The sequence below is a fragment of the Roseococcus sp. GW821-FHT12F05 genome (assembly GCF_058806835.1).
In genome coordinates this window covers 72,606-97,059 of sequence record NZ_JBXAQB010000002.1, presented here as the reverse complement: position 1 = coordinate 97,059, position 24,454 = coordinate 72,606, and the positions used below count along the sequence as shown (strand labels likewise).

Below are 24,454 nucleotides of genomic sequence, written 5' to 3'. Positions count from 1 at the left end.
GAACCCCCGCCAGGGCTTTGGGCCCTGGACCCTTATACTGATCGGAGATGCAAGAACCTGAGGTTCTTGCTGGGGGAGTTTGAGGGGGCAAAGCCCCCTCAAGGAGCGCGCATATGGGTTGGTTCCTGAGCCTCGTCGTCTACGCCATCATCTGGTGGACGGCCCTTTTCGCCGTGCTCCCCATTGGCGTCCGCCCTGATTCCAAGGGCGATCCGGAGGCCGGCGGCTGGCGCGGCGCGCCCGAGCAGCCGCGCATCCTGCAGAAGGTCATCATAACGACCATCGTGGCGACGATTCTCTGGCTGGGCGTCTATCTGCTCATCGAGAGCAACTGGATCAGCTTCCGCGACGCCTGGCTCGCCATCCCGGACTGACCACCTGCACAAAGAAAAGGCGGCTATCTGGGCTTCCCCGGATCGCCGCCTCGATTTTGAGCATCCATTGAATGAACGCTCTTTTTTTCGCCGTCTGTAGCTCCCTTTGGCGTTGAGCCTTGAAGGGGCTTTGCGGCAATCTTGGTTTCAGAGAGAGGGCTTTCCTCTTTCTGCCGTGTGACTGGCGTTTCCTCCCTAAACTTGGGCCGCTCCCCTATGGGGGGGTGGCCCTTTCTTTTTGTTACGGCTTTCGCCCGGACAACTCAAGACATTTTTGAAGAATTCTGGATGCTGCAACGCAGCATTGTTGCGTCGCCGTGGCGCCCGTTTCGGTGCGATGGTTTCTCGGCTAGGGTCCGCAGCCGTTTGACCTGACGAGGAAACCGCCTTGCGCCTGACCCGTGCCTTCCTGCCCACTTTGAAGGAAACGCCTGCCGAGGCGCAAATCGTTTCGCATCGCCTGATGCTGCGGGCTGGCCTGATCCGCCAGACCTCGGCCGGCATCTATGCCTGGCTGCCGGCGGGGCTTCGGGTGCTGCGCAAGGTCGAGCAGATCGTCCGCGAGGAGCAGGACCGCGCCGGCGCACAGGAGATCCTGATGCCGACCATCCAGCCGGCCGATCTCTGGCAGAAGTCCGGACGATACGACGATTACGGCAAGGAGATGCTGCGCATCACCGACCGGCACGAGCGCGAGATGCTCTTCGGCCCGACCAACGAGGAGATGATCACCGACATCTTCCGGGCCTATGCGACCAGCTACCGCGACCTGCCGCGCAACCTCTACCACATCCAGTGGAAGTTCCGGGACGAGGTCCGCCCCCGCTTCGGCGTGATGCGTGGGCGCGAGTTCCTCATGAAGGACGCCTATTCCTTCGACCTGACGAAGGAGGGCTCGGAGCACTCCTACCGCCAGATGTTCCTGGCCTATCTCCGCACCTTCCAGCGGATGGGGCTGAAGGCGGTGCCGATGCGCGCGGACACCGGCCCGATCGGCGGCAAGCTGTCGCACGAGTTCATCATCCTGGCCGAGACCGGCGAGAGCACCGTCTTCTACGACTCGAAGTTCGAGGGGCTGGACTGGGCCGGCACCGAGGTCGGGAATGACGACGTCCCCGCGCTCAAGGGCTTCTTCGAGGAGGTGACGTCGATGTATGCCGCCACCGAGGAAATGCACGACGAGGCCGCCTGGTCCGGCGTGGACGCCGCCAGCCGGCGCGAGGGCAAGGGCATCGAGGTCGGCCACATCTTCCACTTCGGCACGAAGTATTCCGAGCCGATGGGGCTCTCCGTCGCCGGGCCGGACGGCAATCCGGTGGCGCCGCAGATGGGCAGCTACGGCATCGGCGTCTCGCGGCTGGTGGCGGCGCTGATCGAGGCGAACCACGACGAGAACGGCATCAAGTGGCCCGATCCGGTGGCGCCCTGGAAGCTCTCGATCCTGAACCTCAAGGTCGGCGACGCCGCCTGCGACGCGCTCTGCGAGAAGCTGCACGCGGCCATGCCGGACGACGCCATCTATGACGACCGCTCCGAGCGCGCCGGCGTGAAGTTCGCCGATGCGGACCTGATGGGCTTCCCCTGGCAGGCCATCGTGGGCCCGCGCGGCGCGGCCGCTGGCAAGGTGGAGCTCAAGCGGCGCATGACGGGCGAGCGGGAGGAGCTGTCCTTCGAGGAAGCCCTCAACAAGCTCACCGCCTGATGTTCGGGGCCTTCGAGCGCACCGTCGCGATGCGCTACCTGATGTCGCGCAAAAGCGATCGGTTCACCTCCATCATCGGCACCTTCTCGCTGGTGGGCATCATGCTGGGCGTGGCCACGCTCATCATCGTGCTGTCTGTCATGGGCGGGTTCCGGCAGGAGCTGCTCGGACGCATCCTCGGCCTCAACGGCCATATGGGCATCTACGCCGCCAGCCAGGGTAACCTGCGCGATTTCGACGCCATCACGCGCACCATCCGCGGCCTGCCCGGCGTGGTCACGGCGACGCCGGTGGTCGAGGGCCAGGTGCTGCTCTCGGGCGCCGGGAACTCCGCCACGGGCGGCCTCGCGCGCGGCATCCGGCCGGAGGACCTGCGGGCCAAGGCCATCGTCGCCGGCAATATCCGCGCGGGCTCGCTGGAGCAGTTCCAGGGCGACGACGCGGTGGCCATCGGCACGCGGCTGGCCTACCGGCTCGGGCTCAACATCGGCGACAAGATCACGCTGATCAGCCCGCAGGGTCGGGCGACGGTGATCGGGACCATCCCGCGGCTGCGCGCCTATACGGTGGTGGCGATCTTCGAAGTGGGCATGAACGAGTACGACAGCAGCTACGTCTTCCTGCCGCTGCCGGCCGCGCAGGTCTATTTCCAGACGGGGGCCGACGCGGTCACGCAGATCGAGGTCTTCGTGCAGGACCCGACGCGGGTGCGCGTGGTCAACGGCGAGATCCGCCGGGCGCTGAGCCAGCCGGTGCGCATCATCGACTGGCAGGATTCCAACAGCAGCTTCTTCGCGGCGGTGCAGGTGGAGCGGAACGTGATGTTCCTGATCCTGACGCTGATCATCATCGTGGCCGCCTTCAACATCATCTCCACGCTGATCATGCTGGTGAAGGACAAGGGCAAGGACATCGCGGTGCTGCGCACGATGGGCGCCACGAGCGGGTCGATCATGCGGATCTTCCTGATGTGCGGGGCGTGGATCGGCGTGTCGGGCACGTTGGCGGGGTTCATCGTGGGGGTGCTGTTCTGCGAGAACATCGAGAACATCCGGCAATTCGTGCAGTGGGTGATCGGCGCCGAGCTGTTCAGCGCGGAGATCTACTTCCTCACGCAGCTGCCGGCGGTGCTGAACTGGAACGAGGTGGGGCAGGTGGTGACGCTGGCGCTGACCCTGGCGCTGCTGGCGACGATCTATCCGAGCTGGCGGGCCGCGAAGACGGACCCGGTGGAGATGCTGCGCAATGAGTAGTGCGCCTTTGGAGCTGCGCAGCGTCGAGCGGCGCTACAAGACCGAGGCCGGGGTGCTGGAGGTGCTGAAGGGCGCGGATCTGAGCTTGCAGGCCGGCGAGATCGTGGCGCTGGTGGCGCCCTCGGGGACGGGCAAGTCGACGCTGCTGCATCTGGCGGGTCTGCTGGAGCGGCCGGATGGCGGCGAGGTGTTCGTCGAGGGCCGGGCGGCGGGCACGCTCTCGGACGACGCAAGGACGGCGATCCGGCGGAACACGATCGGCTTCGTGTACCAGTTTCATCACCTGCTGCCGGAGTTTTCCGCGCTGGAGAATGTGGTGCTGCCGCAACTCGCGGCGGGAGTGTCGCGGTCGCAGGCGAAGGCGCGGGCTGGGGAGTTGCTGAGCCAGTTCGGGCTGGGCGCGCGGCTGGATCATCGGCCGGGCAAGCTCTCGGGCGGCGAGCAGCAGCGGGTGGCGATCGCGCGGGCTCTGGCCAATGCGCCGAAGGTGCTGCTGGCGGATGAGCCGACGGGGAACCTGGATGTGGCGACGGCGGAGCTGGTCTTCGGGGAGTTATTGCGGGAGGCCCGGGATCGCGGCCTGGCCGCGCTGATTGCGACTCATAATCCCGCGCTGGCGGCGCGGATGGATCGGGTGGTGACTCTCCATCATGGTGCTATTGTTGAAACGAGTGGAAATTAGCGATGGAATAATTTGGGAGATGCTATCTTGAGCGAGCAAATGAAAGCTGCCCTTATTTCCGGCGGATTCCAAATCATTTCAGCGTTTGTCGCCTTAATAGCGGCGTATGTTGCGTTTAGTGCCTGGCGTCGATCAACGTTGGGAAATCGAGCTATTGAATTAGCTGAAAAAACACTGATGTTGCTATGGGATTTGGATGCCAATATTAAAAATGCACGAAAAATAATGCCGGCTATCGGGTATGTATTTGAAAATAAAGAAAATTACATAAAAAGACACGGCAGTGCGGTTTCGGCAATGCAAAAATGCTTTCAAACTTTGGAGGCTTTTAAAAAAGAACTATTAATTTTTGAACTATATGTGGGAGAATTGCCCAAGGTTAAATTCACAGGGGAAACTAGATGGTTTAAAATACCTTATGATATCGGTTATGAATATGAAGAAATAATAATGCAATTGAATTCGCTTCTTTTGTTTGATATATCAGTTGATGAAATCAAAAAAATTGAAACAAAAGAAATAGACGAAAAGAAATTTGTCAAATCGTCTAATTTATATTTCGGCTTTTCTTATGAATACGAAGAGGATGAATATTCTGTTAGATTGCGGGAAACGAGGACAAAGTTCGAAAGATTTGTGTCTCGTATTTTGAGGAGAGATGGTTTTTTCGGGAAATTTCATAAAGCCGCAGGATACTTTGTATCGGATCTTTATCACAAGAAATTCAAACCAACAACAATAAACAAGCATTACAAACCTTTACGTTAACTTGTGTCAGCCGGGAGGCGAAGTTATCGCTAATATTACCCCTCCAATGACAAGTGTTATCGCCACCCCCTCTCGCCACCCCAGCGGCTCCCCCAGCATCAGACTGGCGGAAATCACCCCAATCAGCGGCACCAGCAGCGTCCCCATCGACGCCACCGTCCCCGGCAGCCTTCGCAGCGTCTCGAACCACGCCACGTAGCAGAGCCCCATCGGCACCAGCGTCATATAGACCAGCACAGCCCATCCGTTCGCCGAGAGCGCCCCCCACCGCGGCTGCTCCACCCAGAACCCGAAGACCAGCATCGGCAAGCATCCCAGCCCAACCTGCCACGCCGCCGAGGCCAGCGGCGAGATCGGCAGCGGCCTCCGGTTCAGCACCGCGCCCAGCGCGAAGAGCACCGCCGCCCCCAGCGCGAATCCCACCCCCGGCAGCTTATCCACCCCCAGCGCAAACCCCTGCCCACCGAACAGCACCGCGATCCCCGAGAACCCCAGCACCAGCGCCGCCACCTGCCGCAGTGTCGGCCGCGTCCCCAGGATCGGCCAGGCCAGCAGCGTCGCCCAGAGCGCCATGGTGTAGATCAGCAGCGCCCCCTCCGAGACACGCAGCCACACCATCGAGAGCGTCCCGAATCCCATCCACGCCACGACATTGGTGAAGCTCGCGAAGAGCAGCCGCGGCCAGGCCTCGCGCGGCACCCGCATCGTCTGCCCCGCGCGCCACGCCAGCGCCGCCAGGATCAGCGCCGCCACCACCCCCGCCAGCCCGCGCGCGGCCAGCGGCGGCCACTCCCGCAGCAGGATCTTCATGCCGGGCCAGTTCAGCGCCCAGCCCGTCGTGGTCACGACGAGAAGCAGGAGGCCGAGCCTGCGGGCCTGGGGCGAGGCGTCGGACATGTCCGTCCCAGGATAGGCCGGCTTCACTGAAAGACGATGCGGGCCTCGCGCACGATCGACTTCACCACCGCGCGCTCCGCCGCGAGCCGCGCCGCGGCGGCGTCGGGCTGCGCCTCGTTGGGCTCGCTGCTGATCCCGGCCAGCCGATGGCGCACCCCGGCATCGCTGGTCGCATGGTTGCAGGCCGCCGCGAGCTTCCGGATCACCGCCCCCGGCGTGCCCGTGGGCGCGAAGAGGGCGTTCCAGCTCGTCACGTCGAATCCGGGAAAGCCGCTCTCCGCGATGGTCGGGACGCTGAGGTCGCCGCGCCGGATCCCGCTGGTGACCGCGAGCGCCCTCGCCCGCCCGCTCTGAATGACCGGCGTCAGCGAGTTGAAGGTGAGGAGCCCCATCTTCAGCGTGCCCGCCGCGAGGTCGCGCGCCACCTCGGCACCGCCGCGGTAGGAGACGTGCTCCAGCGGCACGCCCGCCCGGCTCGCCAGCAGCGCGCCCGCGAGGTGCCCGATGCTGCCCACGCCCGGCGTGCCGTAGGGCAGCGTTTCCCCGCCCGCCCGCACCGCGGCCAGGAAGCCCGCCAGGTCCGACACGCCCATCTCCGGCGTCACCGCGAGCACATAGGGCTGCTCGGCGACAAAGCCGATCGGCGCGAAGGCCGTCTCGTAGTCGAAAGTGAGCCCGCGCACGGCCAGCGGCACGATGAGGAAGGCGGCGGAGTCCAGCAGCAGCGTGTAGCCGTCGGGCGCCGCGGCCGCGACGATGCCCGCGCCGATCGAGCCGCCGGCGCCTGTGCGGTTCTCGATCACCACGGTCTGGCCGAGCGCCTCGCTCATCCGCGGCTGGATCGTGCGGCCGATCGTGTCCGCCTGGCCGCCGGCCGAATAGGGCAGGATCACGCGGATGGGCCGGTTGGGGAAATCCCCGGCCTCGCCCTGCGCGATGGCGCGGCCCACCCAGGGGGCGGCGAGGAGCGCTGATAGCGCGGCTCTGCGTGTGAGCATGGTGTCCTCCGACATCTTCTTCGGAGGGAGGCTAGGCCCGCGCGCGCGAACCGGCCAGGGCGCTACGAGAAGACGATTCCCGCCTCGCGCACGATGTTCTTCACCACCGCGCGCTCCGTCACCAGCCGGGCGGCGAAGGTGTCCGCCTGCAGCTCCGTGGCCTCGCTGCCGATCATGGCGAGCCGCTGCCGCACCGTGGCATCCGAGGTCGCGAGGTTCGCAGCCGCGGCGATCTTCCGGATCACCGCGGGCGGCGTCCCGGCCGGGGCGAAGAGGGCGTTCCAGCTCGTCAGATCGAAGCCGGGAAAGCCGCTCTCGGCGATGGTGGGCACGCTCGGGTCACCGCGCCTTATGCCGCTGGTGACCGCGAGCGCCCGGGCCCGCCCGCTCTGCAGCGTCGGCGTGAGCGAGTTGAAGGTGATGATGCCCATCGGCAGCGTGCCCGCCGCCAGGTCGCGCGACACGTCGGCGCCGCCGCGATAGGGCGCGTGCTCGAAGGGCAGGCCCGACCGGCTCGCCAGCAGCGCGCCCGCGAGATGCCCGATGCTGCCGATCCCCGGCGTGCCATAGGGCATGGTCTGTCCGCTCCGGCGCACCAGGGCCAGGAGCCCCTGGAGGTTCGCGGCCTCCAGCCCCGCCGTCACGCCCAGCACATAGGCCTGCTCCGCCACGATGCCGACGGGCGCGAAGGCGGTCTCGTAGTCGAAAGCGAGGCCGCGGACGGCCAGCGGCACGATCAGGAAGGAGGTCGCGTCCAGCATCAGCGTGTGGCCGTCGGGTGGCGCGGCGGCCAGGATTCCGGCGGCGATGGTGCCGCCGGCGCCGGTGCGGTTCTCGATCACCACGGGCTGGCCGAGCGCCTCGCTCATCCGCGGCTGGATCGAGCGCGCGATGGTGTCCCCCTGGCCGCCGGCGGAATAGGGCACGATCACGCGGATGGGCCTGTTGGGGAAATCGCCGGCCTCGCCTTGCGCAGCGGCGCGGCCCAGCCAGGGCGCCGCGAGGAGCGCAGGCAGCGCGGCTCTCCGTGTGAGCATGATATCCCCCCGTTCGTTTCTGCCCCGGAAGCTAGTCCCGAGCGGCGCCGCCCGCCAGCGCTAGTGCCAGCCGGGCACGCCGTCCACGCGCATCGTCTCGAGCTCGGGGAGGTCGAAGCCGAAATGCTCCGCGACGAGCGCGCGCAGGGCCGCGCGGTCGGCCAGCTGCAGGGTCTCGACCACGCCGTTGCGGTGGATGTGGACGTCCTGGTTCCGGATGCTGACGCGGCCTTCGGGGGTGACGGCGCTGGCGAGGATATTGTGCGCGAAGTAGGAGCCCGGATGGGTGGCGACGTAGTGGTTCATCATCTCGACATCGATCGGAAATTCCTCCTCCAGGCTGGAGACCCAGCCCGGGACCTCTTCGCCGTCGCGGGGGATCCGGAGGAACCAGTCGCTGCCTTCACGGACGAAGCGGTGCGTGGGCGCGCCCGCCGGGACGGGCGTGCCGTCGACGGGGATGGGGAGGGAGCTCGCGAAGGGGCCGAAGCCGGGATCGATCACATAGGTGGCGCCGCCGACGGCGACGGTGAGGAACAGGTGCTGGCGCCCGCTCGTGTGGCGCGGCTCGAAGAGCAGGATGCGGGAGGCGTGCCGGACGGGCGCGAAGCCGATCGCCTCGAGGGCGGCGTGCAGGAGGCTCGCATGCTCGAAGCAGTATCCGCCGCGGCGGGCGGTGACGATCTTGGCTTGCAGGCCTTCCAGGTCGAGGCGGATGGGGCGGCCGAGCAGGACGTCGAACCCTTCGAAGGGGATGCTGGCCAGGTGGGCGCGGAGGAGGCCGGCGAGGGTGTCGTAGGTCGGCGCGCGGGGGCCGGTGTATCCGATGCGGGCGAGGTAGGCATCGAGGTCCAGGGGCTGCGCCATCTCGGTCGGGCTCCTATCGTGGGCGGGGTGGCGGAGATGACCACGAAGCCGGCCTGCCCCGCCAGATGGGGCGCTTCGATGGTTGTTTGTCGGGCGCCGGCGCGATGTGTCTATGCTGCACTGCATGATCTCCCACACGCATCTCGGCACCGCCGACCTGGATCGCGCGGTCGCCTTCTACGGGCCGCTGATGGCGGAGCTCGGCCTGGTGCTGAAGTTCTGGGAGGAGGACTGGGCCGGCTGGATCCACGAGGGCGTGCCGCGCCCGCTCTTCCTCGTCGGCCGGCCCTTCGACGGGCAGGCGCCCGCGCCCGGCAACGGCGCGATGATCGCGCTCCTGGCGCCGGATCGCCCGACCGTCGACCGCTGCCACGCCCTGGCGCTCGCGAACGGCGGTGCCGACGAGGGCGCGCCCGGCCTGCGGCCGCAATACCACCCTCACTATTACGGTGCCTATGTCCGCGATCCCGACGGCAACAAGCTATGCATCTGCTGCCATGATCCGGTCGAGGCTTGATGCGAACGCATTGCAACTCATCTCAGCCTGAGCCACCCTCGCATCGAGGAACGGAGAAACCCCCACATGGCCGAATACCCCAACGTCCAGCTCCACATCGCCGGCGAGTGGCGCGATGCCGAGGGCGGCAGGCGCATCGACGTGCTCAACCCCGCGAATGAGGATGTGGTGGGCACCGTCGCCCACGCCTCCATCAAGGACCTGGACGCGGCGCTGGAGGCCGCGGAGCGCGGCTTCGCCAAGTGGCGCAAGGTCAGCGCCTATGACCGCTCCAAGCTCATGCGCAAGGCGGCCGACCTGCTGCGCAGCCGCGCCGATTCCATCGCCCGCCTGATGACGCTGGAGCAGGGCAAGCCGCTCGACCAGTCCAAGGGCGAGGTGCTCGCGGGTGCCGACGTCATCGACTGGTTCGCCGAGGAATCCCGCCGCACCTACGGCCAGGTGATCCCGGCCCGCGGCGAGGGCATCTACCAGCTCGCCATCAAGGAGCCGATCGGCGTCGTCGCGGCCTTCACGCCCTGGAACTTCCCGATCAACCAGGTGGTGCGCAAGCTCTCCGCGGCGCTCGCGGCCGGCTGCGCCATCATCGTGAAGGCGCCCGAGGAGACGCCGGCCTCGCCGGCCGAGCTCATCAAGTGCTTCCTCGATGCGGGCGTTCCCGGGGACGTGATCGGCCTCGTCTACGGCGTTCCCAGCGAGATCAGCTCCTACCTCATCGCCCATCCGACCATCCGGAAGGTGACCTTCACGGGCTCCACCCCGGTCGGGAAGATGCTGGCGGCGATGGCGGGCCAGCACATGAAGCGCGTCACCATGGAGCTCGGCGGCCATGCGCCGGCGATGGTCTTCGACGACGCCGACGTGGAGCTCGCGGCCAAGACGCTGGCCATGGCGAAGTTCCGCAATGCCGGCCAGGTCTGCGTGAGCCCCACGCGCTTCCTGGTGCAGGAGAAGGTCTACGACCAGTTCGTCTCCAGCTTCACCGCGCATGCCAAGGGCATCAAGGTCGGCGACGGCCTGGTCGAGGGCACGACCATGGGCCCGATGGCCAATGAGCGCCGCGTGCCCGTGATGGAGACGCTGATCGCCGACGCCCGCAGCAAGGGCGCCGAGATCACCACGGGCGGCAACCGCATCGGCAACAAGGGCTACTTCTTCGAGCCGACGGTCGTGGCCGGCGCCACCACCGACATGCGCGCGATGAACGAGGAGCCTTTCGGCCCGGTGGCGCTGATGCGCTCGTTCAAGACGATGGACGAGGTCATCGGCGAGGCGAACCGGCTGCCCTTCGGCCTCGCCAGCTACGCCTTCACCACATCGGGCAAGACGGCGCAGACGCTGGCGGCGGGCGTGGAGGTCGGCATGATGACGATCAACCACCTCGGCCTGGCGCTGCCCGAAGTGCCGTTCGGCGGCGTGCGCGACAGCGGGTACGGGACCGAGGGCGGGTCCGAGGCGATCGACGCCTATCTGAACACCAAGTTCGTGAGCCAGTTCGGACTTTGATGTTGTGTTGAGAGGGGCTCTGCCCCTCTCAAACTCTCCCCGCCAGGGCTTTTGGCCCTGGACCTTGGACTATGGGGCGACCCTGCCGCCCGTTATGCGGTCGAGCCGGCGAACGGGGCCTTCTGGCGCTCTCGAGCGAGCGAAGAACTCTATTCATTCGCCTCAGGTCGCCAAGTCTTGCCGCTTCGGTCATCACCGGATTGGTTCGGTAGGGAGATCGGCGTCACGCATCACAAACATCAACTGAACCATTAGGTCGAAGACTTCTGGTAGCCTCAATCCCTGTGGCGGAAGGAGTTCAATGTCGCCCTGAATCAGAAAAGATGGCTGGGGGTGAAGAAGCCTCAAGGCCCCTGCGTCGTCCGGCTTGGGGAAGACAGACTGTTCCGGCGCGAAGATGTTGTCGTGAGCTGAGGCGATGCGCTTCAGGTTTAACGTGCTGATCAGCGGGTGATCGGCGTCCAACGTCAGAAACGCAGCAGGCGGGTCGTGCCACTCGGCCACGAGGCAAGCATTTTTCGCGAGGGGCAATGTAAGCGTCGTGCGTTGATCGAGGATGGAACAGTTGAAGTCCGGGACGCCCGGCAACTGGAGCAGGGCGATCGAGACTGGGTTATCGGAGGTGAGGAATCTCGCGATGCCGGACGTCCTGATGATGCTCCAGGACATGTGGAAGATGATCTGGCCGAGCTTCAGCATGTGCATCAGCGCGTAGCAGTGGAGGTGCTCGGGGCGGACCGCCGTGAGGCCGAAGTCGTGCCGGAGCGTCTCGGTCAACCGAGCGTGGAACGCCTTGGTTCGAATGATCATATTTGCCACGAACGCCGCGTATCGAAACTTTTCCTCTATCGAAATGTCGCCACCGGCTGCGAGGCGCCGCGTCAGTTCTCCAGCATCAGCCTCTGTGCGCGCGAAGGCGTTCTCGACGTCGTCTCGCTTAGTTCTATCCGCATCAGTGAACGTATAGAGGTCCCGCTCCATAGGGGCGCCCTCCAGGTTCGAGGGGCGCGACTTTCCGCTACGAAGGTGATGGATCCAGAGGACGCCATCTCGCCGGACGTCGCGTGCTTCCTCCGATCCCGTGCAAAAGCCGGAGAGGTACTCGCATCCGATGATGTGGTGCCGGACCTTCCTTTGCGCCGAAGGCAGCGAGACCGGAAGGTCGTCGAGGGTGATCCGATGGGTCATCTTCCGACACTTTAGCAGGCTGCCGAAAACCTCGCAGTGATGGTCCTGCCGTGATCCCGTGAATCGCTCCGGTCTTCATGACAGGTTGCATTCTAGATCATATATCGGAAAAATGCCCGAGAATTATGCTCTTACTTGCCCCGTGCACCAGAACCATACGAGGAGAGATCACCCATGGGTGCCGCCATCTCGTTCCTTTTGGCGCTCACTCTGCTCGTCAGAGCACTTGTTCTCTGGTTTAGGGAAAGGGGTCTCACGCGCCGCCTTGTACCGATCCAGGCTAAGGTTCTGGACCCAGGCTATGTAGGTCAGCGCGACGCCGCGGAAAACGCTGTATATCAGGCGGAGCTTCAAGGCATCCACTCGAGCGCCCAAGGCGGGGATGACCGTCATACGCACATCCCAAGCCCACCCACGATCTCCTATTCCGCCACTTGGGAATACACCGTGGATGGAGAAACCTACCGCTATACGCATAGGCAATCGTCACAGATTTTTCGGCCCGAGCAGATCCAGTACGCCCGCACGCAGGTTTTCTACGATCGAGCCAATCCTGCGGTAAGCCGTCCTTATCCCGGCGCGGGAAGCCAAGCCTGGGCCTGGTTCGTGGCCGCCGCTGCGGCAGCCATATTTGGCCTGATCATGCTGCACTTCCAATACGCAGGGCAAAGGACACGTCCCGCCCATCGTCCGGCGGCTGCTTCGAGCGACGTTTCGTCAGCCACCTTGCTGCTTTCATCGAGGGTGTTCACCTCCGATCCACGATCGTTGGTTGGTGCTGGACAAGCGCATTGATCGACATGTGGGGAAGCGCGTTGGAAGAAGGACAGGGGGACAGAGCCCCTCGATCTTCCTTTTGCTAGGATGAGCGGATGCCCGAGTCCTTCATCCACCTCCACACCCACTCCAGCTATTCCCTCTCCGAAGGCGCCATCAAGGCCGACAAGCTCCCGGCCCTGGCCCTCGAAGCCGGCATGCCCGCCGTCGCCCTCACCGACACCGCCAATCTCTTCGGCGCCCTCGAATTCGCGCAGTACTGCTCCGGCAAGGGCGTCCAGCCCATCATGGGCTGCCAGCTCTGGCTCTCCCGCGCCGCGACGGGCGAGGAGCGCCCCGAGGCCCTGCGCAACGGCGCGGACTGCGTCACCGCCCTCGCCATGGACCCCGAGGGCTGGATCAACCTCCAGCGCCTCTCCTCCCTAGGCTGGCTGAACGACGACATCTCCGGCAAGCCCGCGCTGACCCTGCGCCAGCTCCTGGACAACGCCCCCGGCATCTTCCTCATGACCGGCGGCGACCACGGCCCGCTCTCCCGCCTCATCGTCGAGGGCCGGCGCGACGCCGCAAAAACCTTCCTCCACGCCCTCCGCGAGGCCTTCCCCGACCGCCTCGCCGTCGAACTCATGCGCCACCAGACCGAGCGCCAGCAGGCCATCGAGCCCGGCCTGCTGCGCCTCGCCGACGAGGCCGCGCTGCCCATCGTCGCCACCAACGACGTCTACTTCGCGAAGGCGGAAATGCACCTCGCGCACGACGCGCTGCTCTGCATCGCCGAGGGCCGCCTCGTCGCCGAGGCCGATCGCCGCCGCGTCACCGCGCATCACTGGTTCAAGCCGGCCGCCGAGATGCGCGCCCTCTTCGCCGACCTGCCCGAAGCCTGCGACAACACGCTCGCCATCGCGCGCATGTGCTCCGTCATGGCGGAGTCGAAAAAGCCCGAGCTGCCCATCTGCCCCAAGGTCCATCCGGGCAGCACCGAGACGGAAACCGTCGCCGTGATGGCCCGCGAGGGCCTCGCCAAGCGCTTCCCCGAAGGCGTGCCGCCGGTCCATGCCGAGCGCCTGGAATACGAGCTCGGCGTCATCGATAAGATGGGCTTTTCCGGCTACTTCCTCATCGTCGCCGACTTCATCCAATGGGCGAAGCAGCAGGGCATCCCGGTGGGCCCCGGCCGCGGCTCGGGCGCGGGCTCGGTGGCCGCCTGGGCGCTGGCCATCACCGACCTCGACCCGCTGCGCTTCGGCCTGCTCTTCGAGCGCTTCCTCAACCCCGAGCGCGTCTCGATGCCCGACTTCGACATCGACTTCTGCCAGGACCGCCGCGACGAGGTGATCGACTACGTCCGCCGCGAATACGGCGCCGAGCGCGTCGCGCAGATCATCACCTTCGGCAAGCTCCAGGCCAAGGCCGCGGTGCGCGACGTGGGCCGCGTGCTCGGCATGCCCTACGGCCAGGTCGACAAGATCGCGAGCCTGATCCCCAACAACCCCGCCAATCCCGTCTCGCTCGGCGACGCCATCAAGGGCGAGCCGCGCCTGCAGGAGATGCAGGAGACCGACGAGAACATCGCCCGCCTCCTGGAGGTCGCGCTGCAGGTGGAGGGGCTGTACCGCAACGCCTCGACCCATGCCGCCGGCGTGGTGATCGGGCGGCGGCCGCTGATCGACATCACCTCGATCTACCGCGACCCGCGCTCGCCCTCGCTCATCACCCAGTACTCCATGAAGTATGTCGAGCAGGCGAGCCTGGTGAAGTTCGACTTCCTCGGCCTCAAGACGCTCACGGTGCTGCAGCGCGCGGTGGAGCTGCTCAGGGCGCAGGGCATCGAGATCGATCTCGCCGCGCTCCCGCTCGACGACCAGAGAACCTACGAGATGCTGGCGCGCGGCGACGCGGCGGGCGTGTTCCAGTTCGAAGGTCAGGGCATGCGCGACTGCCTGCGTTCCATGCGCCCCGACCGCTTCGAGGACCTGATCGCCGCCGTCTCGCTCTACCGCCCGGGCCCGATGGAGAACATCCCCGCCTATTGCGCGCGCAAGCACGGCGAGAAGTGGGAGGCGCCGCACCCCTCCATCCAGGACATCCTCGGCGAGACCTACGGCATCATGGTCTACCAGGAGCAGGTGATGCAGATCTCGCAGGTGATGGCGGGGTACTCGCTCGGCGGCGCCGACCTCCTGCGCCGCGCCATGGGCAAGAAGAACATGGCCGAGATGGCGCAGCAGCGCGCCATCTTCTGCGAGGGCGCGGCGAAGAACGGCGTGCCCGCCGAGAAGGCCGGCGAGGTCTTCGACCTGATGGAAAAATTCGCCAACTACGGCTTCAACAAGTCGCACGCGGCGGCCTATGCGCTGGTCGCCTATCACACGGCCTGGCTGAAGGCGAACCATCCGGTGGCCTTCCTCGCGGCGTCGATGTCGCTCGACCTCGACAAGACCGACAAGCTCGCCTCGCACATGCAGGAGGCCAGCCGCCTCAAGATCAAGGTGCTGCCGCCCGACATCAACAAGAGCGGCGCCGAATTCGCCATCGAGGAGACGGAGAACGGCGCGGCCATCCGCTTCGCGCTCGCCGCGGTGAAGCGCGTCGGCATGCAGGCGATGCGCGAGCTCGTCGCCAACAGACGCGAGACCGGCGCTTTCAAGAGCCTCGCCGATTTCGCCGAGCGCGTGGACCCGCGGCTGCTCAACAAGATGCAGCTGGAGAACCTTGCCAAGGCGGGTGCCTTCGACAGTCTGGAGGGCAACCGGGCGCGCCTGACGCTGGGTGCGGAGACCGTCCTGCGCCGCGCCCAGGCCACGGCCGAAGACCGCGCCAGCAACCAGATCGGCCTCTTCGGCGCGGTCGAGCAGGGCCCGCCCATCCTGCGCCTGCCCGAAGCGCCGGAATGGCCGACGCTGGACAAGCTCGCCTTCGAGGCCGAGGCGGTGGGCTTCCACCTCTCCGCCCATCCGCTGGACGAGTACAAGGGCGCGCTGCGCCGGCTGGACGCGACGCCCTCCGCCCTGATCGCCGAGCGCGCCCGGGCCGGCGGCACGCGCCTGAAGCTCGCCGGCACGGTGACGGCCCGCAAGGAGCGCAACACGCGCACCGGCAGCCGCATGGCCTGGCTCAGCCTCTCCGACCAGACCGGCAGCTTCGAGGTGACCTTCTTCAGCGAGGTGCTGAACCGCTCGCGCGAGCTGATGGAGGAGGGGACGGCCGTGCTCATCACGGCCGATGCCCGGCTGGAGGGCGAGGCCCTGCGCCTCACCGCCCAGGACATCGAGAGCCTGGAGAAGGCGGCGGCCGGCGTGGGGCAGGGGATGCGCATCTTCCTCGATGCCGCGACCGCCGTGCCCGATATCCGCAAGCTCCTGGAGCGCGACGGGAAGGGCAAGGGCCGCGTCAGCCTCGTGCCGAAGCTGGCGCCGGGGCAGGAGGTGGAGATCACCCTGCCGGGCGGCTGGAACGTCTCGCCGCGCATCATGCAGGCGATGAAGCTGCTCTCCGGCGTGGCGAGCGTGGAGGAGGTCTGACCTACTTCTCGTAGTCCTGGATCGCGCGCCGGATGACGAAGGCCATGTCCGGCACCGACACGAAATCCGTCAGCAGGTTCTGATAGGACACGGCATAGGTCTTGCCCGCCTTGTAGAGATCCTTGAGCCGGAAGGCCTCCGACCACACGGTGAAGCCGCCATTCTTCGGCTTCAGCCATTCCTGCCCGAGCTTGATGTGGGTGAGCTCCGTCTTGCGCAGGATGCGCAGCCGCGACTTCGTCCGATCGCTGTCGGCCGGATCCGTGAAGCCCTGCGCCGGGCTGCGCGTCAGCAGCGGGGTATCGGGACCGTCCACCGCATCCGCCAGGAGCGTCTGCATGTCGGTGAAGGCATCGGCGCGGATGGGGACGCCTCCGGTCATGAGGATCGCGAAGAGCTTCGCCATGGAGAGCGCGGTGCCCGCCTGGCCCACCGCGTTGTCGTTCGTGCTCTGGATCAGCGCGTGGTAGTGGCCGGCGAAGTCCGCCGACAGCCACGGTCCCTTGCCGCCCACGAAGAGCTGGGCCGCCTTCATGGCGCCGCTGATATAGGCGTAGCCCACGCTCATGATCACGGTGCTGGCGCCGCTGTTGCTGCTCGGCACGATCATCTGCCGCATGGCGCCGCGGAACGAGGTCTTGAAGGCCGGCACGCCGCCGGGCGGCACCTCGAACATGGCCTTGTAGTCCGGCAGGAGCTCGCTGCGGGGGAGCGCGCGGAGGGCCCCATCGGCGGCGGCGAGGATGTGCGCGTCCAGCTCGGTCCGCAGCGCGGTGAAGAGGTCCGGGCTGGGCGGCGCCTTCCGGCCGCCGAAGGCCTGGATCCCCTGTGCGACCAGCGTTCGCAGGGCGAGGCCCGCGGCGAAGCGCTCCACCATGTCGCGCAGCGCGAAGGCGGCATAGAGCGCGATGATCTTGGCCTCGCTCGCGATGAAGTCGACGGTGTCGCCGTTGTAGGCGCCGAAGTTCAGCGTGTTGCCGGGCTTCTCGTCGCCCAGGTCGATGATGGCGACGCGGAAGGCCGGCGCGGCACCGCCGCGCGCGGCGGCAAGCGCATCGACGGCCGCCTTCACGGCGGCCTGGAGCTTGGTGTCCTGCGCGAACTTCAGCGAAGGCGGCGGCGGAAAGAGCGGCATGGGAGGTAGAGGCGCCATCGGAAGGATCCTCTCTGTGGTGTTGAGGCGGCCCCCATCGGCAAGGCGAGGGCGTAAGGCAAATGTTTCGAGGCGCGGCTCTGGTCCGGCGCATGGCATCGAACGGCCCGATGGAGATGAGGCTGGCGATATCCGCTCTTCGGACATCGCGCTCACGACGCTCCCCAGGTTCGGCATCAGGCGTCGCCCTGCCGAAATTCTCGTTTTCAATGCGACATCATATATTAAAATATGCCGCCTGAAAATACTTGGATATTGGTGAATGATCTTTGTGTGCTGGAGCCGGCTGGCCGGGCGGCTGGAACGTCTCGCCTGCATCAGGCGATGAAGCTGCTTTCGGGCATGGCGCGTGGAGAGAAGTTCAGGGCAAAAGACAGATAATCGAATTTCTTTCCTGAAATTTTTCTGCTTGATACATTAACCGAAAGTTACCATTTTCGGGAGGAAAAGCATGTCGGGAATCCGGGGGGTTTTGATCGCGATCGCCAACCTCGTGTTGGGATTGATGGTTTTGGGAATTCCTTTCGTCGCCTTCATTTTGACCGGAAGCGCGGTGGGCCTGCCATATGGGAATTTCAACGTGGCTGCCGGGCTCGGAGGCGCCATTGTGGGCTTCCTGATCGCACTTCCCGCAGCAGCTATTCTCGCATTGTTCCTCGACATCCGAGAACAATTGGTTGCGATCAAACAAAATACCCGTGGAGCATTCGCAACCGTGGTCGCTTCAGCATCGGAACCTACATTTCCAATGGGTAAATCGGAAACGGCAGCATCCCCGGCCCCGACCCCAGCCAACGATCAGGTCAAGGACATGCAGGATTGGTTTAGCAAGGCATATGGCAGGAGCATTTCACGAGATCAGGCGATCGAACTGATCGATGCACGCTCTCAAGGAAACCTATTGACCGCATGCGAGCGGATATTGGCGCGATTGTAGCTGCCCATAACCACCTTCGGCGGGCATTTGGCACATCTGAGCCAAGGCCGCGCTTTCAGGACGAAAAATCCATCGCTGCCTCATCGCTGCGGCTATTGCAGGACGGCTTTGAACCTCAGCCCCGGCTCAGCCAGTCCGCCAAGGATTCCGCGAAGAAGTCGGGATCGAGATGCCAGCTCCCCATCATCGGGAGCTCCGACGGGTCTGTCTGCTCACCCTCGACGAAGGAGACTTCCCCGCCGATGGCGGCATTCAGGTTCACGTCCACGCGGTTGCGGAAGGTGGCCGGCCGCAGCACGAGCTTCCGCGGGTCGCACCGCGCGAAGAGCGCATTGTAGCCGTTGCTGCCGACCGGCCAGACGAGGTGCGTCGCGCCGGCGAAGAGGCGGATCTGCTCGCCGACGGGAAGCGTCTCCGGCCGGATCGGCGTGAAGCCCGCCCGCTGCGCGATCGCCTCGATCTGCTCCTCGTTCACGAGGCGGCGCTGCGTGATGCCCCGCCGCGAGAGGTAGATCCGCCTCGGTCCGTCCGCAGGGCCGCCATGGAACTCCGCCAGCCGGCGCGAGAGCGGCTGCGCGAGCGGATGGAAGTACCCGCCGAGCACGCAGCCCTGCCGCGCGATCACCAGCTCCTCGCATTGCACGGGATCCCGGAACAGCGTCAGCCGGTCCGGGCCGAAGCCGAAGGCGCGCAGGTACTCGAGCATCCAGAGCTGGAAGTGCCGCTCCTTCATCAGCAGCTGCATGCCGCCGAGATCGAGGAACTCGGCGGCCCAGAGCCGCGGCAGCACCTCGGTGAGGAAATGGCCGAAATGCCGGCCATGCCGACCGTCGAGGTAGAAGTAGCGGCCCCTCAGCACCTCCCGTGGCCTGAGCTCCGTGGGCGAGCCGTAGCGATTCGGCCCGAGGTCGACGAGGCTGTTGTTCTGGCGCGCCCCGCGGCGGAAGGAATCCACCAGCAGGGTTTCCCGGTCGGAATGGATCAGGACCTGGCCGGGGCACACCAGCGTGCCGTGCAGCTTGGCGATGTGCATCTCGGGCATCCGCGCCTTGGTCGCGGCCGCCGGCCTATCCCCCCGGGTGTAGATGGCGGGTTCCCGCAGCGGCAGCGCATAGGGATCGCAGGCGACGTAGTAGAGGTCGCCGGGCTCCAGCAGTTCCTCCGCCGCGACGCGCTCGCAGATCTCGGCGTATTCTGCAGCCTGGAAGACCTGGGCGACGGATGACTCCGTCATGGGGGATCGCCGTGAAAACGCATGCTGCATGCTCGGTTTCGCGGGGAATGACTGTCAAGCGACGGTTTCCGGGCTTTCGGGGCCAGGTGACGGCTGACCTGCGGGGAATCGTCGGTTAGCTTCCGCCCCCTTTGGAAGCTCCGGCGCAGCCCGCGCCGACGGGACAGGGAGACGAGGCGATGATCCTGAGGCTGGCGGAGGAGGAGCGTCTCTCCGGCGTGGTGGTGCATGGCAACCTGGTCTACCTCGCCGGGCAGGTCGCGGACGACACGAGCCTGGACACCCAGGGGCAGACGGCGGATGTGCTGCGGCAGATCGACGCGCTGCTGGCCGTCGCCGGCACCAGCAAGGAGTACCTGCTGAGCGTCCAGATCATCCTGGCCGATATCCGGGACGCGCCGGCGATGAACCGTGCCTGGGACAAGTGGCTCGACCCCTTCAACAAGCCCGCGCGCATGACCATCCAGGCGCCGCTGGTGGACCCGAGCTGGAAGGTCGAGATCACGGGCATCGCGGCCTTGCCGTGACCCCGCCCAGGGGAGCCGCGAGGCGCGCCGCCCGCCGGCAGGCGCTTCTGGCCACGGGGCTGACCCTCGCCTTCATGCTGCTGGTGGCGCTCGGCGTCTCGGACCAGGGCTGGGCCTTCGCGGCGGCGGCCCTGCTGATCGCGAGCCTGGCGCTCGGCCTGCTGCACGTGATGTTTCCGCAGGGGCTGCTCTTCGCGCTGGGCCTCGCGAACGGGCTGGCGATCTATGTCTGCCTCTTCGTGGTGATCGGCCGCGCGGCCTTTCCCGACGCGCCCGACTGGTCGCGCAGCGTGGGCTTCCTGCTGCCGGTGCTCGCCTTCGTGCTGGCCTGCGTGGTCCGCCGGCACGCGCTGCAGGCGGTGGCCTCCGCGAACCAGGGCGCCGACCTGCGGCATTTCCCGCGCATCCTGCGCTGGATGGTGCGGATGTCGGTGGTCGGCGCGCTCTGCCTCTCTCTGCCGGTCAACCGGGCGTCGCCCGGCTGGCAGGCGGTCGTGCTGCTGGCGGCGATGGCGGTCCTCGCGGTCTTCACCGCCACCTCGGTCGGGCCCATCGTGCGGCTGCTGGTGGACGTCTCGGCGATCATGCGCCAGGTCAGCCGCCGGGTTCAGGTGCTCGCGGTGCCGATCGCGACCTATGTCAGCCTCTTCGCCCTGCTGGCGGTGGCCTTCGGCTGCGTCTACCGCATCGCCGACGGCTTCTCCGCGCGGCACATCTTCCTGCTGATGGGCCGGCCGGACGAGATCTCCTTCTCGGATGCGCTGCATTTCAGCATCGTCACCCTCTCCACGGTGGGCTATGGCGACATCCAGCCGGTGGATGACGGCATCCGGCTGCTGGCCGCGATCCAGATGATCCTGGGGCAACTTCTGCTGCTCTTCGGCTTTGCGGAGATCATGCGAAGCCACGCGCCGGATCGGCCGAGCGCCGGCGAGGGCTTGGATCCGCCGCGCAGCCGCGCGCCGGAGCATTGACGGCCAAGGCAGGACAGCCATGGGGTTGGCGTGATTCCGCCGCATTGCGCGGCGACAAGAGCATGACGAAAAGGCGGGATATCCGGTGACGGCGATGTTGGGTGATCCAGGGTTCTGGCGGCGCAAGCGGGTGCTGGTGACGGGAGGCGCGGGTTTCCTCGGCAGCAACCTGTGCCACGCGCTGGCCGCGCTCGGCGCGCGCGTGACGGCGCTCGACGCCATGCTGCCGGACGGCGGCGCGAACCCGGCCAATCTCGAGGGCGCCGGCGTCCTGCTGGTGCGCGGCGACATCAGGGACACCGAGCTGCACAGCCTCTGCGACAAGGTGGACGTGCTGTTCAACATGGCGGCGCAGACCAGCCACATGGGCGGCCAGAAGGACCCGGTGGCCGACATCGCCATCAATGCGGTGGCGCAGGTGCGGCTCGTGCAGGTGATGCGCGCCGCGGCGCCACAGGCGGCGGTGATCCATGCCTCGACGCGCCAGTTCTACGGAAGGCCGATCGCGCTGCCGGTGAACGAGCTCCACCCGGTGAACCCGCCCGATGCCAACGGCGTCTCCAAATGGGCGGGCGAGCAGTACTGGATGCTGGAGAACCGGGTGCTGCACCGCCCCGTGGTCTCGCTGCGGCTGACCAACTGCTACGGCCCGCGCCTGCGCATCGCCGACGCGCGGCAGACCTTCCTCGGCATCTGGATGCGCCGGCTGCTGGAGGGCGATCCCTTCGAGGTCTGGGGCGGCGACCAGCTGCGCGACCTCACCTATGTGGACGACGTGACGCGCGCCTTCCTCGTGGCGGCCGAGCAGGCCGGCCAGCCCGCGGTGGCCGGTCAGGTCTTCAACCTCGGCGGCTCGCCGCCCATCTCGCTGCGCGACCTGGCCGGGCTGGTGATCCTCGCCAATGGCGGGAAGGGCAGCTTCACCACCCGGGAATTCCCCGCCGACCGCGCGCCGATCGACATCGGCAGCTATCACGCCGACGACGGCGCCTTCCGCGCCGCGACCGGCTGGGCGCCGCTCTTCTCGCTGGAGGAGGGCCTGCGGGCCAGCCTCGACTGGTATCGCGAGCGCATGAGCGACTACGTTGACCTCGATCAGGCCGCGAAGGCCTGACCCAGGGAAGGATACGAGAGATGAACGCACCCCTCCCCATGCTGCCTTTCGCCGACCCCGGCGCGGGCTACCGCGCGCTCCAGCCGGAGATCGACGCGGCCGTGGCGCGCGCACTGGCCTCGGGCTGGTACATCCTGGGACAGGAGGGCGAGGCCTTCGAGAAGGAATTCGCTGCCTGGCTCGGCAACAAGCCCGGCGCGCCGCAGATGCACGCCGTGGGCTGCGCCAACGGCACGGACGCCATCATGCTCATCCTGCGCGGCATGGGCATCGGCGAGGGCAGCACCGTGGTCACGGTGAGCCACACCGCCGTCGCGACCGTCGCCGCCATCGAGATGACGGGCGCGACCCCGCTGCTGATCGACATCGACCCCGACACCTACACCATGGACCCGGACGAGCTGGCCTCGGTGCTGGCCGATCCGCCGCCGGGCCTGCCGCCGATCCGCGCGGTGATCCCCGTGCATATCTACGGCCAGCCGGTGGATCTGGTCCCGATCAAGGAGGCTTGCGATGCGGCCGGCGTGGCGCTGATCGAGGATTGCGCACAGGCCCATGGCGCGGAGCTGGATGGCTGGAAACTGGGCACGATCGGCCATGCGGCGGCCTTCAGCCTCTATCCGACCAAGAACCTGGGCGCGCTGGGCGATGGCGGCATCCTGGCCACGCCGGATGCCGAGCTCGCGGCCCGCATCGCGGCGATCCGGCAGTATGGCTGGAAGCGGCGCTATATCAGCGACATGCAGGGCGTCAATTCCAGATTGGATGAAGTCCAGGCGGCCATCCTGCGCGTGAAGCTGCAGCATCTCGACCGGCAGAACGACCGCCGGCGCGAGATCGCCGACGCCTATGACGCGGCGCTCTCCGGCACCTCGCTGTCACAGCCGGCGCGGCGCGAGGGCGGCCACCACGTCTTCCATCTCTACGTGCTGCGGCATCCCGCGCGCGACGCCTTCATGTCGAAGCTGAAGGCGCTGGGGATCGGCACGGGCATCCACTATCCGATGCCGGTGCACACCCAGCCGGCCTATGAGGGGCGCGTGCCGCTCGGCCCGGCGGGCTGCGCGGAGACGGCGCGGGTGGCACAGGAGGTGTTTTCCCTTCCGATGTTCCCGGAGATGACCGACGAGCAGGTCGCGCGGGTCTGCCTCGCGCTCCGGCAGCTCTGACTCCGGTCCTCGTCTTCCCGCTGGCTGCGGCCGCCGAGATCGCGGGGTGCTTCGCCTTCTGGGCCGCGCTGCGGCAGGGGGCGAGCGTCTGGTGGCTGGCCGCGGGCGTCGTGTCGCTGATCCTCTTCGCCTGGCTGCTGACGCTGGCGCCGGGCGATGCGGCAGGCCGCGCCTTCGCGGCCTATGGCGGCGTCTATGTCGCGGCCTCGCTGGTCTGGCTGATGGCGGTTGAAGGGTTTCGGCCGACGGCCTGGGACCTCGGCGGCGCGGCGCTCTGCCTGGTGGGCGCCGGTGTGATCGTGCTGGGCGCGCTGCGCGCCGGCTGAATTGTCCGGAACAATTCTTGCGGCGAGTCCTCCGCGCCCCTAGCCTGCGGGTCTGGAGGAATGGACATGATCGCAGCATCGAGCGAGGCCGTGCGGCCCTTGCGGCGTCCGGTGAACGCCAATGGCGTGCCGATCCACACGACGACCTTCATCGGCAGCAACTGGATGGTGCGCGGGCCGGACACGCCCCTGCCGGAGCCGGGCGCGCTCTACCCCATGGCCTTCCTGGTGGAGCAGCCGCCGGGCTCGGTGGTGCAGGCGCATTTCCATCAGGCGGACCAGTTCCAGGTGGTGGTGGCCGGCGGCGGGACGCTGGGGCGGCACGCGGTCGAGCCGGTGACGGTGCACTACACCAACGCGCACACGGCCTACGGGCCGATCGCGGCAGGCGAGGAGGGGCTGCACTACTTCACGCTGCGCAACAGCTACGATCCCGGCGCGCGCTACGTGCCGGAATCCACGCCGGAGCTGAAGGCCGTGCGGGGTCGGCGCCCCTGGCAGACGACGACCGAGCCGGCGGTGCGCGCGGGCTTCGCCCCGGCCCGGGTGGAGGAGATGCTGGCGCCGCGCGCGGACGGCCTGGGCGCCTGGCGCCACTTCCTGCCGCCGGGCGCTGCGCTGTCGGGGCCGGACCCGTCGGCCGGCCGCGGGCAGTTCTGGATGGTCGTGGCCGGCGCGCTGTCGGGGCCGGAGGGCGATCTGCCGCCGCTCTCCCTGATCTTCGTCGCGCCCAACGACGCCCCCCTGTCCCTGTCGGCCGGCGCGGACGGCGCCGAGGTCCTGGCGATGCAGTATCCCAACCGCGCCCATTGACGGCGGGGGCCGGGGGGCCGCCACGGACCCGCGGCGGAGCGCGAGGCGGAGCCTCGCCTTGCCGCGTTTGTTGTGTTGAGATTGCTCCGAGGAAATCCGGTCGCCGAGATCAGGGAATTC

At 66.9% G+C, this 24,454-nt stretch carries 23 protein-coding genes; 16 read left to right on the top strand and 7 right to left on the bottom strand.

Going from position 1 to position 24,454, the window contains the following annotated elements; translation table 11 throughout:
• The first annotated feature begins 113 nt into the window (after positions 1-113).
• From AC1ROY_RS05210 to AC1ROY_RS05190, 5 genes are all read left to right on the top strand, one after another.
• On the top strand, positions 114-374 hold the full coding sequence (locus AC1ROY_RS05210; RefSeq protein ID WP_493147535.1) for a DUF1467 family protein: 261 nt from the start codon (positions 114-116) through the stop codon (positions 372-374).
• Positions 375-762: 388 nt separating this feature from the next.
• On the top strand, positions 763-2,076 hold the full coding sequence (gene proS / locus AC1ROY_RS05205; RefSeq protein ID WP_493147534.1) for a proline--tRNA ligase: 1,314 nt from the start codon (positions 763-765) through the stop codon (positions 2,074-2,076).
• The gene (locus AC1ROY_RS05200; RefSeq protein WP_493147533.1) at positions 2,076-3,329 is read left to right on the top strand and encodes a lipoprotein-releasing ABC transporter permease subunit; all 1,254 of its coding nucleotides are present in this window, start codon (positions 2,076-2,078) and stop codon (positions 3,327-3,329) included. The genes proS and AC1ROY_RS05200 overlap by 1 nt, the downstream gene beginning before the upstream one ends.
• Complete coding sequence (locus AC1ROY_RS05195; RefSeq protein WP_493147532.1) at positions 3,322-4,011, top strand: ABC transporter ATP-binding protein; 690 nt, start codon at positions 3,322-3,324, stop codon at positions 4,009-4,011. The genes AC1ROY_RS05200 and AC1ROY_RS05195 overlap by 8 nt, the downstream gene beginning before the upstream one ends.
• A 27-nt stretch (positions 4,012-4,038) precedes the next feature.
• On the top strand, positions 4,039-4,779 hold the full coding sequence (locus tag AC1ROY_RS05190) for a hypothetical protein (RefSeq protein ID WP_493147531.1): 741 nt from the start codon (positions 4,039-4,041) through the stop codon (positions 4,777-4,779).
• Between the two features lie 6 nt (positions 4,780-4,785).
• On the opposite strand, the gene AC1ROY_RS05185 is transcribed toward AC1ROY_RS05190, so the two are convergent.
• The 4 genes from AC1ROY_RS05185 to AC1ROY_RS05170 form a co-directional block, all read right to left on the bottom strand.
• Positions 4,786-5,703, bottom strand: coding sequence for a DMT family transporter (locus AC1ROY_RS05185; RefSeq protein ID WP_493147530.1), 918 nt, complete (start codon positions 5,701-5,703; stop codon positions 4,786-4,788).
• Positions 5,700-6,674, bottom strand: coding sequence for a Bug family tripartite tricarboxylate transporter substrate binding protein (locus AC1ROY_RS05180; RefSeq protein ID WP_493147529.1), 975 nt, complete (start codon positions 6,672-6,674; stop codon positions 5,700-5,702). The genes AC1ROY_RS05185 and AC1ROY_RS05180 overlap by 4 nt, the downstream gene beginning before the upstream one ends.
• Positions 6,675-6,736: 62 nt before the next feature.
• Positions 6,737-7,711 (bottom strand): Bug family tripartite tricarboxylate transporter substrate binding protein, encoded by a 975-nt coding sequence (locus AC1ROY_RS05175; protein WP_493147528.1) that lies wholly within the window; start codon positions 7,709-7,711, stop codon positions 6,737-6,739.
• Positions 7,712-7,771: 60 nt separating this feature from the next.
• Positions 7,772-8,578 (bottom strand): arylamine N-acetyltransferase family protein, encoded by an 807-nt coding sequence (locus AC1ROY_RS05170; RefSeq protein ID WP_493147527.1) that lies wholly within the window; start codon positions 8,576-8,578, stop codon positions 7,772-7,774.
• Between the two features lie 124 nt (positions 8,579-8,702).
• Between AC1ROY_RS05170 and AC1ROY_RS05165 the strand changes: the two genes are divergently transcribed.
• Positions 8,703-9,095 (top strand): VOC family protein, encoded by a 393-nt coding sequence (locus tag AC1ROY_RS05165; RefSeq protein ID WP_493147526.1) that lies wholly within the window; start codon positions 8,703-8,705, stop codon positions 9,093-9,095.
• 66 nt (positions 9,096-9,161) lie between these two features.
• Positions 9,162-10,601 carry an NAD-dependent succinate-semialdehyde dehydrogenase gene (locus AC1ROY_RS05160; RefSeq protein ID WP_493147525.1) on the top strand — a complete coding sequence of 480 codons (1,440 nt, stop codon included), beginning with the start codon at positions 9,162-9,164 and terminating at the stop codon, positions 10,599-10,601.
• 192 nt (positions 10,602-10,793) lie between these two features.
• On the opposite strand, the gene AC1ROY_RS05155 is transcribed toward AC1ROY_RS05160, so the two are convergent.
• Positions 10,794-11,789, bottom strand: coding sequence for a DUF4238 domain-containing protein (locus tag AC1ROY_RS05155; RefSeq protein WP_493147524.1), 996 nt, complete (start codon positions 11,787-11,789; stop codon positions 10,794-10,796).
• A 174-nt stretch (positions 11,790-11,963) separates the two neighbouring features.
• On the opposite strand from AC1ROY_RS05155, the gene AC1ROY_RS05150 reads away from it, so the two are divergent.
• On the top strand, positions 11,964-12,584 hold the full coding sequence (locus AC1ROY_RS05150; RefSeq protein ID WP_493147523.1) for a hypothetical protein: 621 nt from the start codon (positions 11,964-11,966) through the stop codon (positions 12,582-12,584).
• A gap of 77 nt (positions 12,585-12,661) precedes the next feature.
• Complete coding sequence (dnaE, locus tag AC1ROY_RS05145) at positions 12,662-16,087, top strand: DNA polymerase III subunit alpha (protein WP_493147522.1); 3,426 nt, start codon at positions 12,662-12,664, stop codon at positions 16,085-16,087.
• Position 16,088: 1 nt separating this feature from the next.
• Here the strand turns inward: dnaE and AC1ROY_RS05140 are convergent, their stop codons facing one another.
• Entirely contained in the window at positions 16,089-17,240 is a 1,152-nt protein-coding gene (locus AC1ROY_RS05140) for a hypothetical protein (RefSeq protein WP_493147521.1), read from the bottom strand.
• Between the two features lie 451 nt (positions 17,241-17,691).
• Here AC1ROY_RS05140 and AC1ROY_RS05135 point away from each other — a divergent pair, with 451 nt between their 5' ends.
• Complete coding sequence (locus AC1ROY_RS05135; protein WP_493147520.1) at positions 17,692-18,177, top strand: hypothetical protein; 486 nt, start codon at positions 17,692-17,694, stop codon at positions 18,175-18,177.
• A gap of 115 nt (positions 18,178-18,292) precedes the next feature.
• On the opposite strand, the gene AC1ROY_RS05130 is transcribed toward AC1ROY_RS05135, so the two are convergent.
• Positions 18,293-19,411: a glycosyltransferase family 61 protein gene (locus AC1ROY_RS05130; RefSeq protein WP_493147519.1), complete on the bottom strand. Its 1,119-nt coding sequence runs from the start codon at positions 19,409-19,411 to the stop codon at positions 18,293-18,295.
• A 179-nt stretch (positions 19,412-19,590) separates the two neighbouring features.
• On the opposite strand from AC1ROY_RS05130, the gene AC1ROY_RS05125 reads away from it, so the two are divergent.
• The 6 genes from AC1ROY_RS05125 (at position 19,591) to AC1ROY_RS05100 (ending at position 24,334) form a co-directional block, all read left to right on the top strand.
• Positions 19,591-19,938 (top strand): RidA family protein, encoded by a 348-nt coding sequence (locus AC1ROY_RS05125; RefSeq protein ID WP_493147518.1) that lies wholly within the window; start codon positions 19,591-19,593, stop codon positions 19,936-19,938.
• Positions 19,935-20,912 carry a potassium channel family protein gene (locus AC1ROY_RS05120; RefSeq protein WP_493147517.1) on the top strand — a complete coding sequence of 326 codons (978 nt, stop codon included), beginning with the start codon at positions 19,935-19,937 and terminating at the stop codon, positions 20,910-20,912. Before AC1ROY_RS05125 ends, AC1ROY_RS05120 begins: the two co-directional genes overlap by 4 nt.
• A 94-nt stretch (positions 20,913-21,006) precedes the next feature.
• On the top strand, positions 21,007-22,026 hold the full coding sequence (locus AC1ROY_RS05115) for an NAD-dependent epimerase/dehydratase family protein (protein WP_493148354.1): 1,020 nt from the start codon (positions 21,007-21,009) through the stop codon (positions 22,024-22,026).
• 20 nt (positions 22,027-22,046) lie between these two features.
• Complete coding sequence (locus AC1ROY_RS05110) at positions 22,047-23,195, top strand: DegT/DnrJ/EryC1/StrS family aminotransferase (protein WP_493147516.1); 1,149 nt, start codon at positions 22,047-22,049, stop codon at positions 23,193-23,195.
• Entirely contained in the window at positions 23,087-23,521 is a 435-nt protein-coding gene (locus AC1ROY_RS05105) for a YnfA family protein (RefSeq protein ID WP_493148353.1), read from the top strand. The genes AC1ROY_RS05110 and AC1ROY_RS05105 overlap by 109 nt, the downstream gene beginning before the upstream one ends.
• 66 nt (positions 23,522-23,587) lie before the next feature.
• Positions 23,588-24,334 (top strand): hypothetical protein, encoded by a 747-nt coding sequence (locus AC1ROY_RS05100; protein ID WP_493147515.1) that lies wholly within the window; start codon positions 23,588-23,590, stop codon positions 24,332-24,334.
• The last annotated feature ends 120 nt before the right edge of the window (positions 24,335-24,454 follow it).

Bases quoted from the DNA above. Each gene is read 5' to 3' on its own strand.
- AC1ROY_RS05210 (WP_493147535.1), top strand. From the start codon at position 114: ATGGGTTGGTTCCTGAGCCTCGTCGTCTACGCCATCATCTGGTGGACG.
- AC1ROY_RS05200 (WP_493147533.1), top strand. From the start codon at position 2,076: ATGTTCGGGGCCTTCGAGCGCACCGTCGCGATGCGCTACCTGATGTCG.
- AC1ROY_RS05195 (WP_493147532.1), top strand. From the start codon at position 3,322: ATGAGTAGTGCGCCTTTGGAGCTGCGCAGCGTCGAGCGGCGCTACAAG.
- AC1ROY_RS05180 (WP_493147529.1), bottom strand. From the start codon at position 6,674: ATGCTCACACGCAGAGCCGCGCTATCAGCGCTCCTCGCCGCCCCCTGG.
- AC1ROY_RS05175 (WP_493147528.1), bottom strand. From the start codon at position 7,711: ATGCTCACACGGAGAGCCGCGCTGCCTGCGCTCCTCGCGGCGCCCTGG.
- AC1ROY_RS05170 (WP_493147527.1), bottom strand. From the start codon at position 8,578: ATGGCGCAGCCCCTGGACCTCGATGCCTACCTCGCCCGCATCGGATAC.
- AC1ROY_RS05165 (WP_493147526.1), top strand. From the start codon at position 8,703: ATGATCTCCCACACGCATCTCGGCACCGCCGACCTGGATCGCGCGGTC.
- AC1ROY_RS05160 (WP_493147525.1), top strand. From the start codon at position 9,162: ATGGCCGAATACCCCAACGTCCAGCTCCACATCGCCGGCGAGTGGCGC.
- AC1ROY_RS05155 (WP_493147524.1), bottom strand. From the start codon at position 11,789: ATGACCCATCGGATCACCCTCGACGACCTTCCGGTCTCGCTGCCTTCG.
- AC1ROY_RS05150 (WP_493147523.1), top strand. From the start codon at position 11,964: ATGGGTGCCGCCATCTCGTTCCTTTTGGCGCTCACTCTGCTCGTCAGA.
- dnaE (WP_493147522.1), top strand. From the start codon at position 12,662: ATGCCCGAGTCCTTCATCCACCTCCACACCCACTCCAGCTATTCCCTC.
- AC1ROY_RS05140 (WP_493147521.1), bottom strand. From the start codon at position 17,240: ATGGCGCCTCTACCTCCCATGCCGCTCTTTCCGCCGCCGCCTTCGCTG.
- AC1ROY_RS05135 (WP_493147520.1), top strand. From the start codon at position 17,692: ATGTCGGGAATCCGGGGGGTTTTGATCGCGATCGCCAACCTCGTGTTG.
- AC1ROY_RS05130 (WP_493147519.1), bottom strand. From the start codon at position 19,411: ATGACGGAGTCATCCGTCGCCCAGGTCTTCCAGGCTGCAGAATACGCC.
- AC1ROY_RS05125 (WP_493147518.1), top strand. From the start codon at position 19,591: ATGATCCTGAGGCTGGCGGAGGAGGAGCGTCTCTCCGGCGTGGTGGTG.
- AC1ROY_RS05115 (WP_493148354.1), top strand. From the start codon at position 21,007: ATGTTGGGTGATCCAGGGTTCTGGCGGCGCAAGCGGGTGCTGGTGACG.
- AC1ROY_RS05110 (WP_493147516.1), top strand. From the start codon at position 22,047: ATGAACGCACCCCTCCCCATGCTGCCTTTCGCCGACCCCGGCGCGGGC.
- AC1ROY_RS05100 (WP_493147515.1), top strand. From the start codon at position 23,588: ATGATCGCAGCATCGAGCGAGGCCGTGCGGCCCTTGCGGCGTCCGGTG.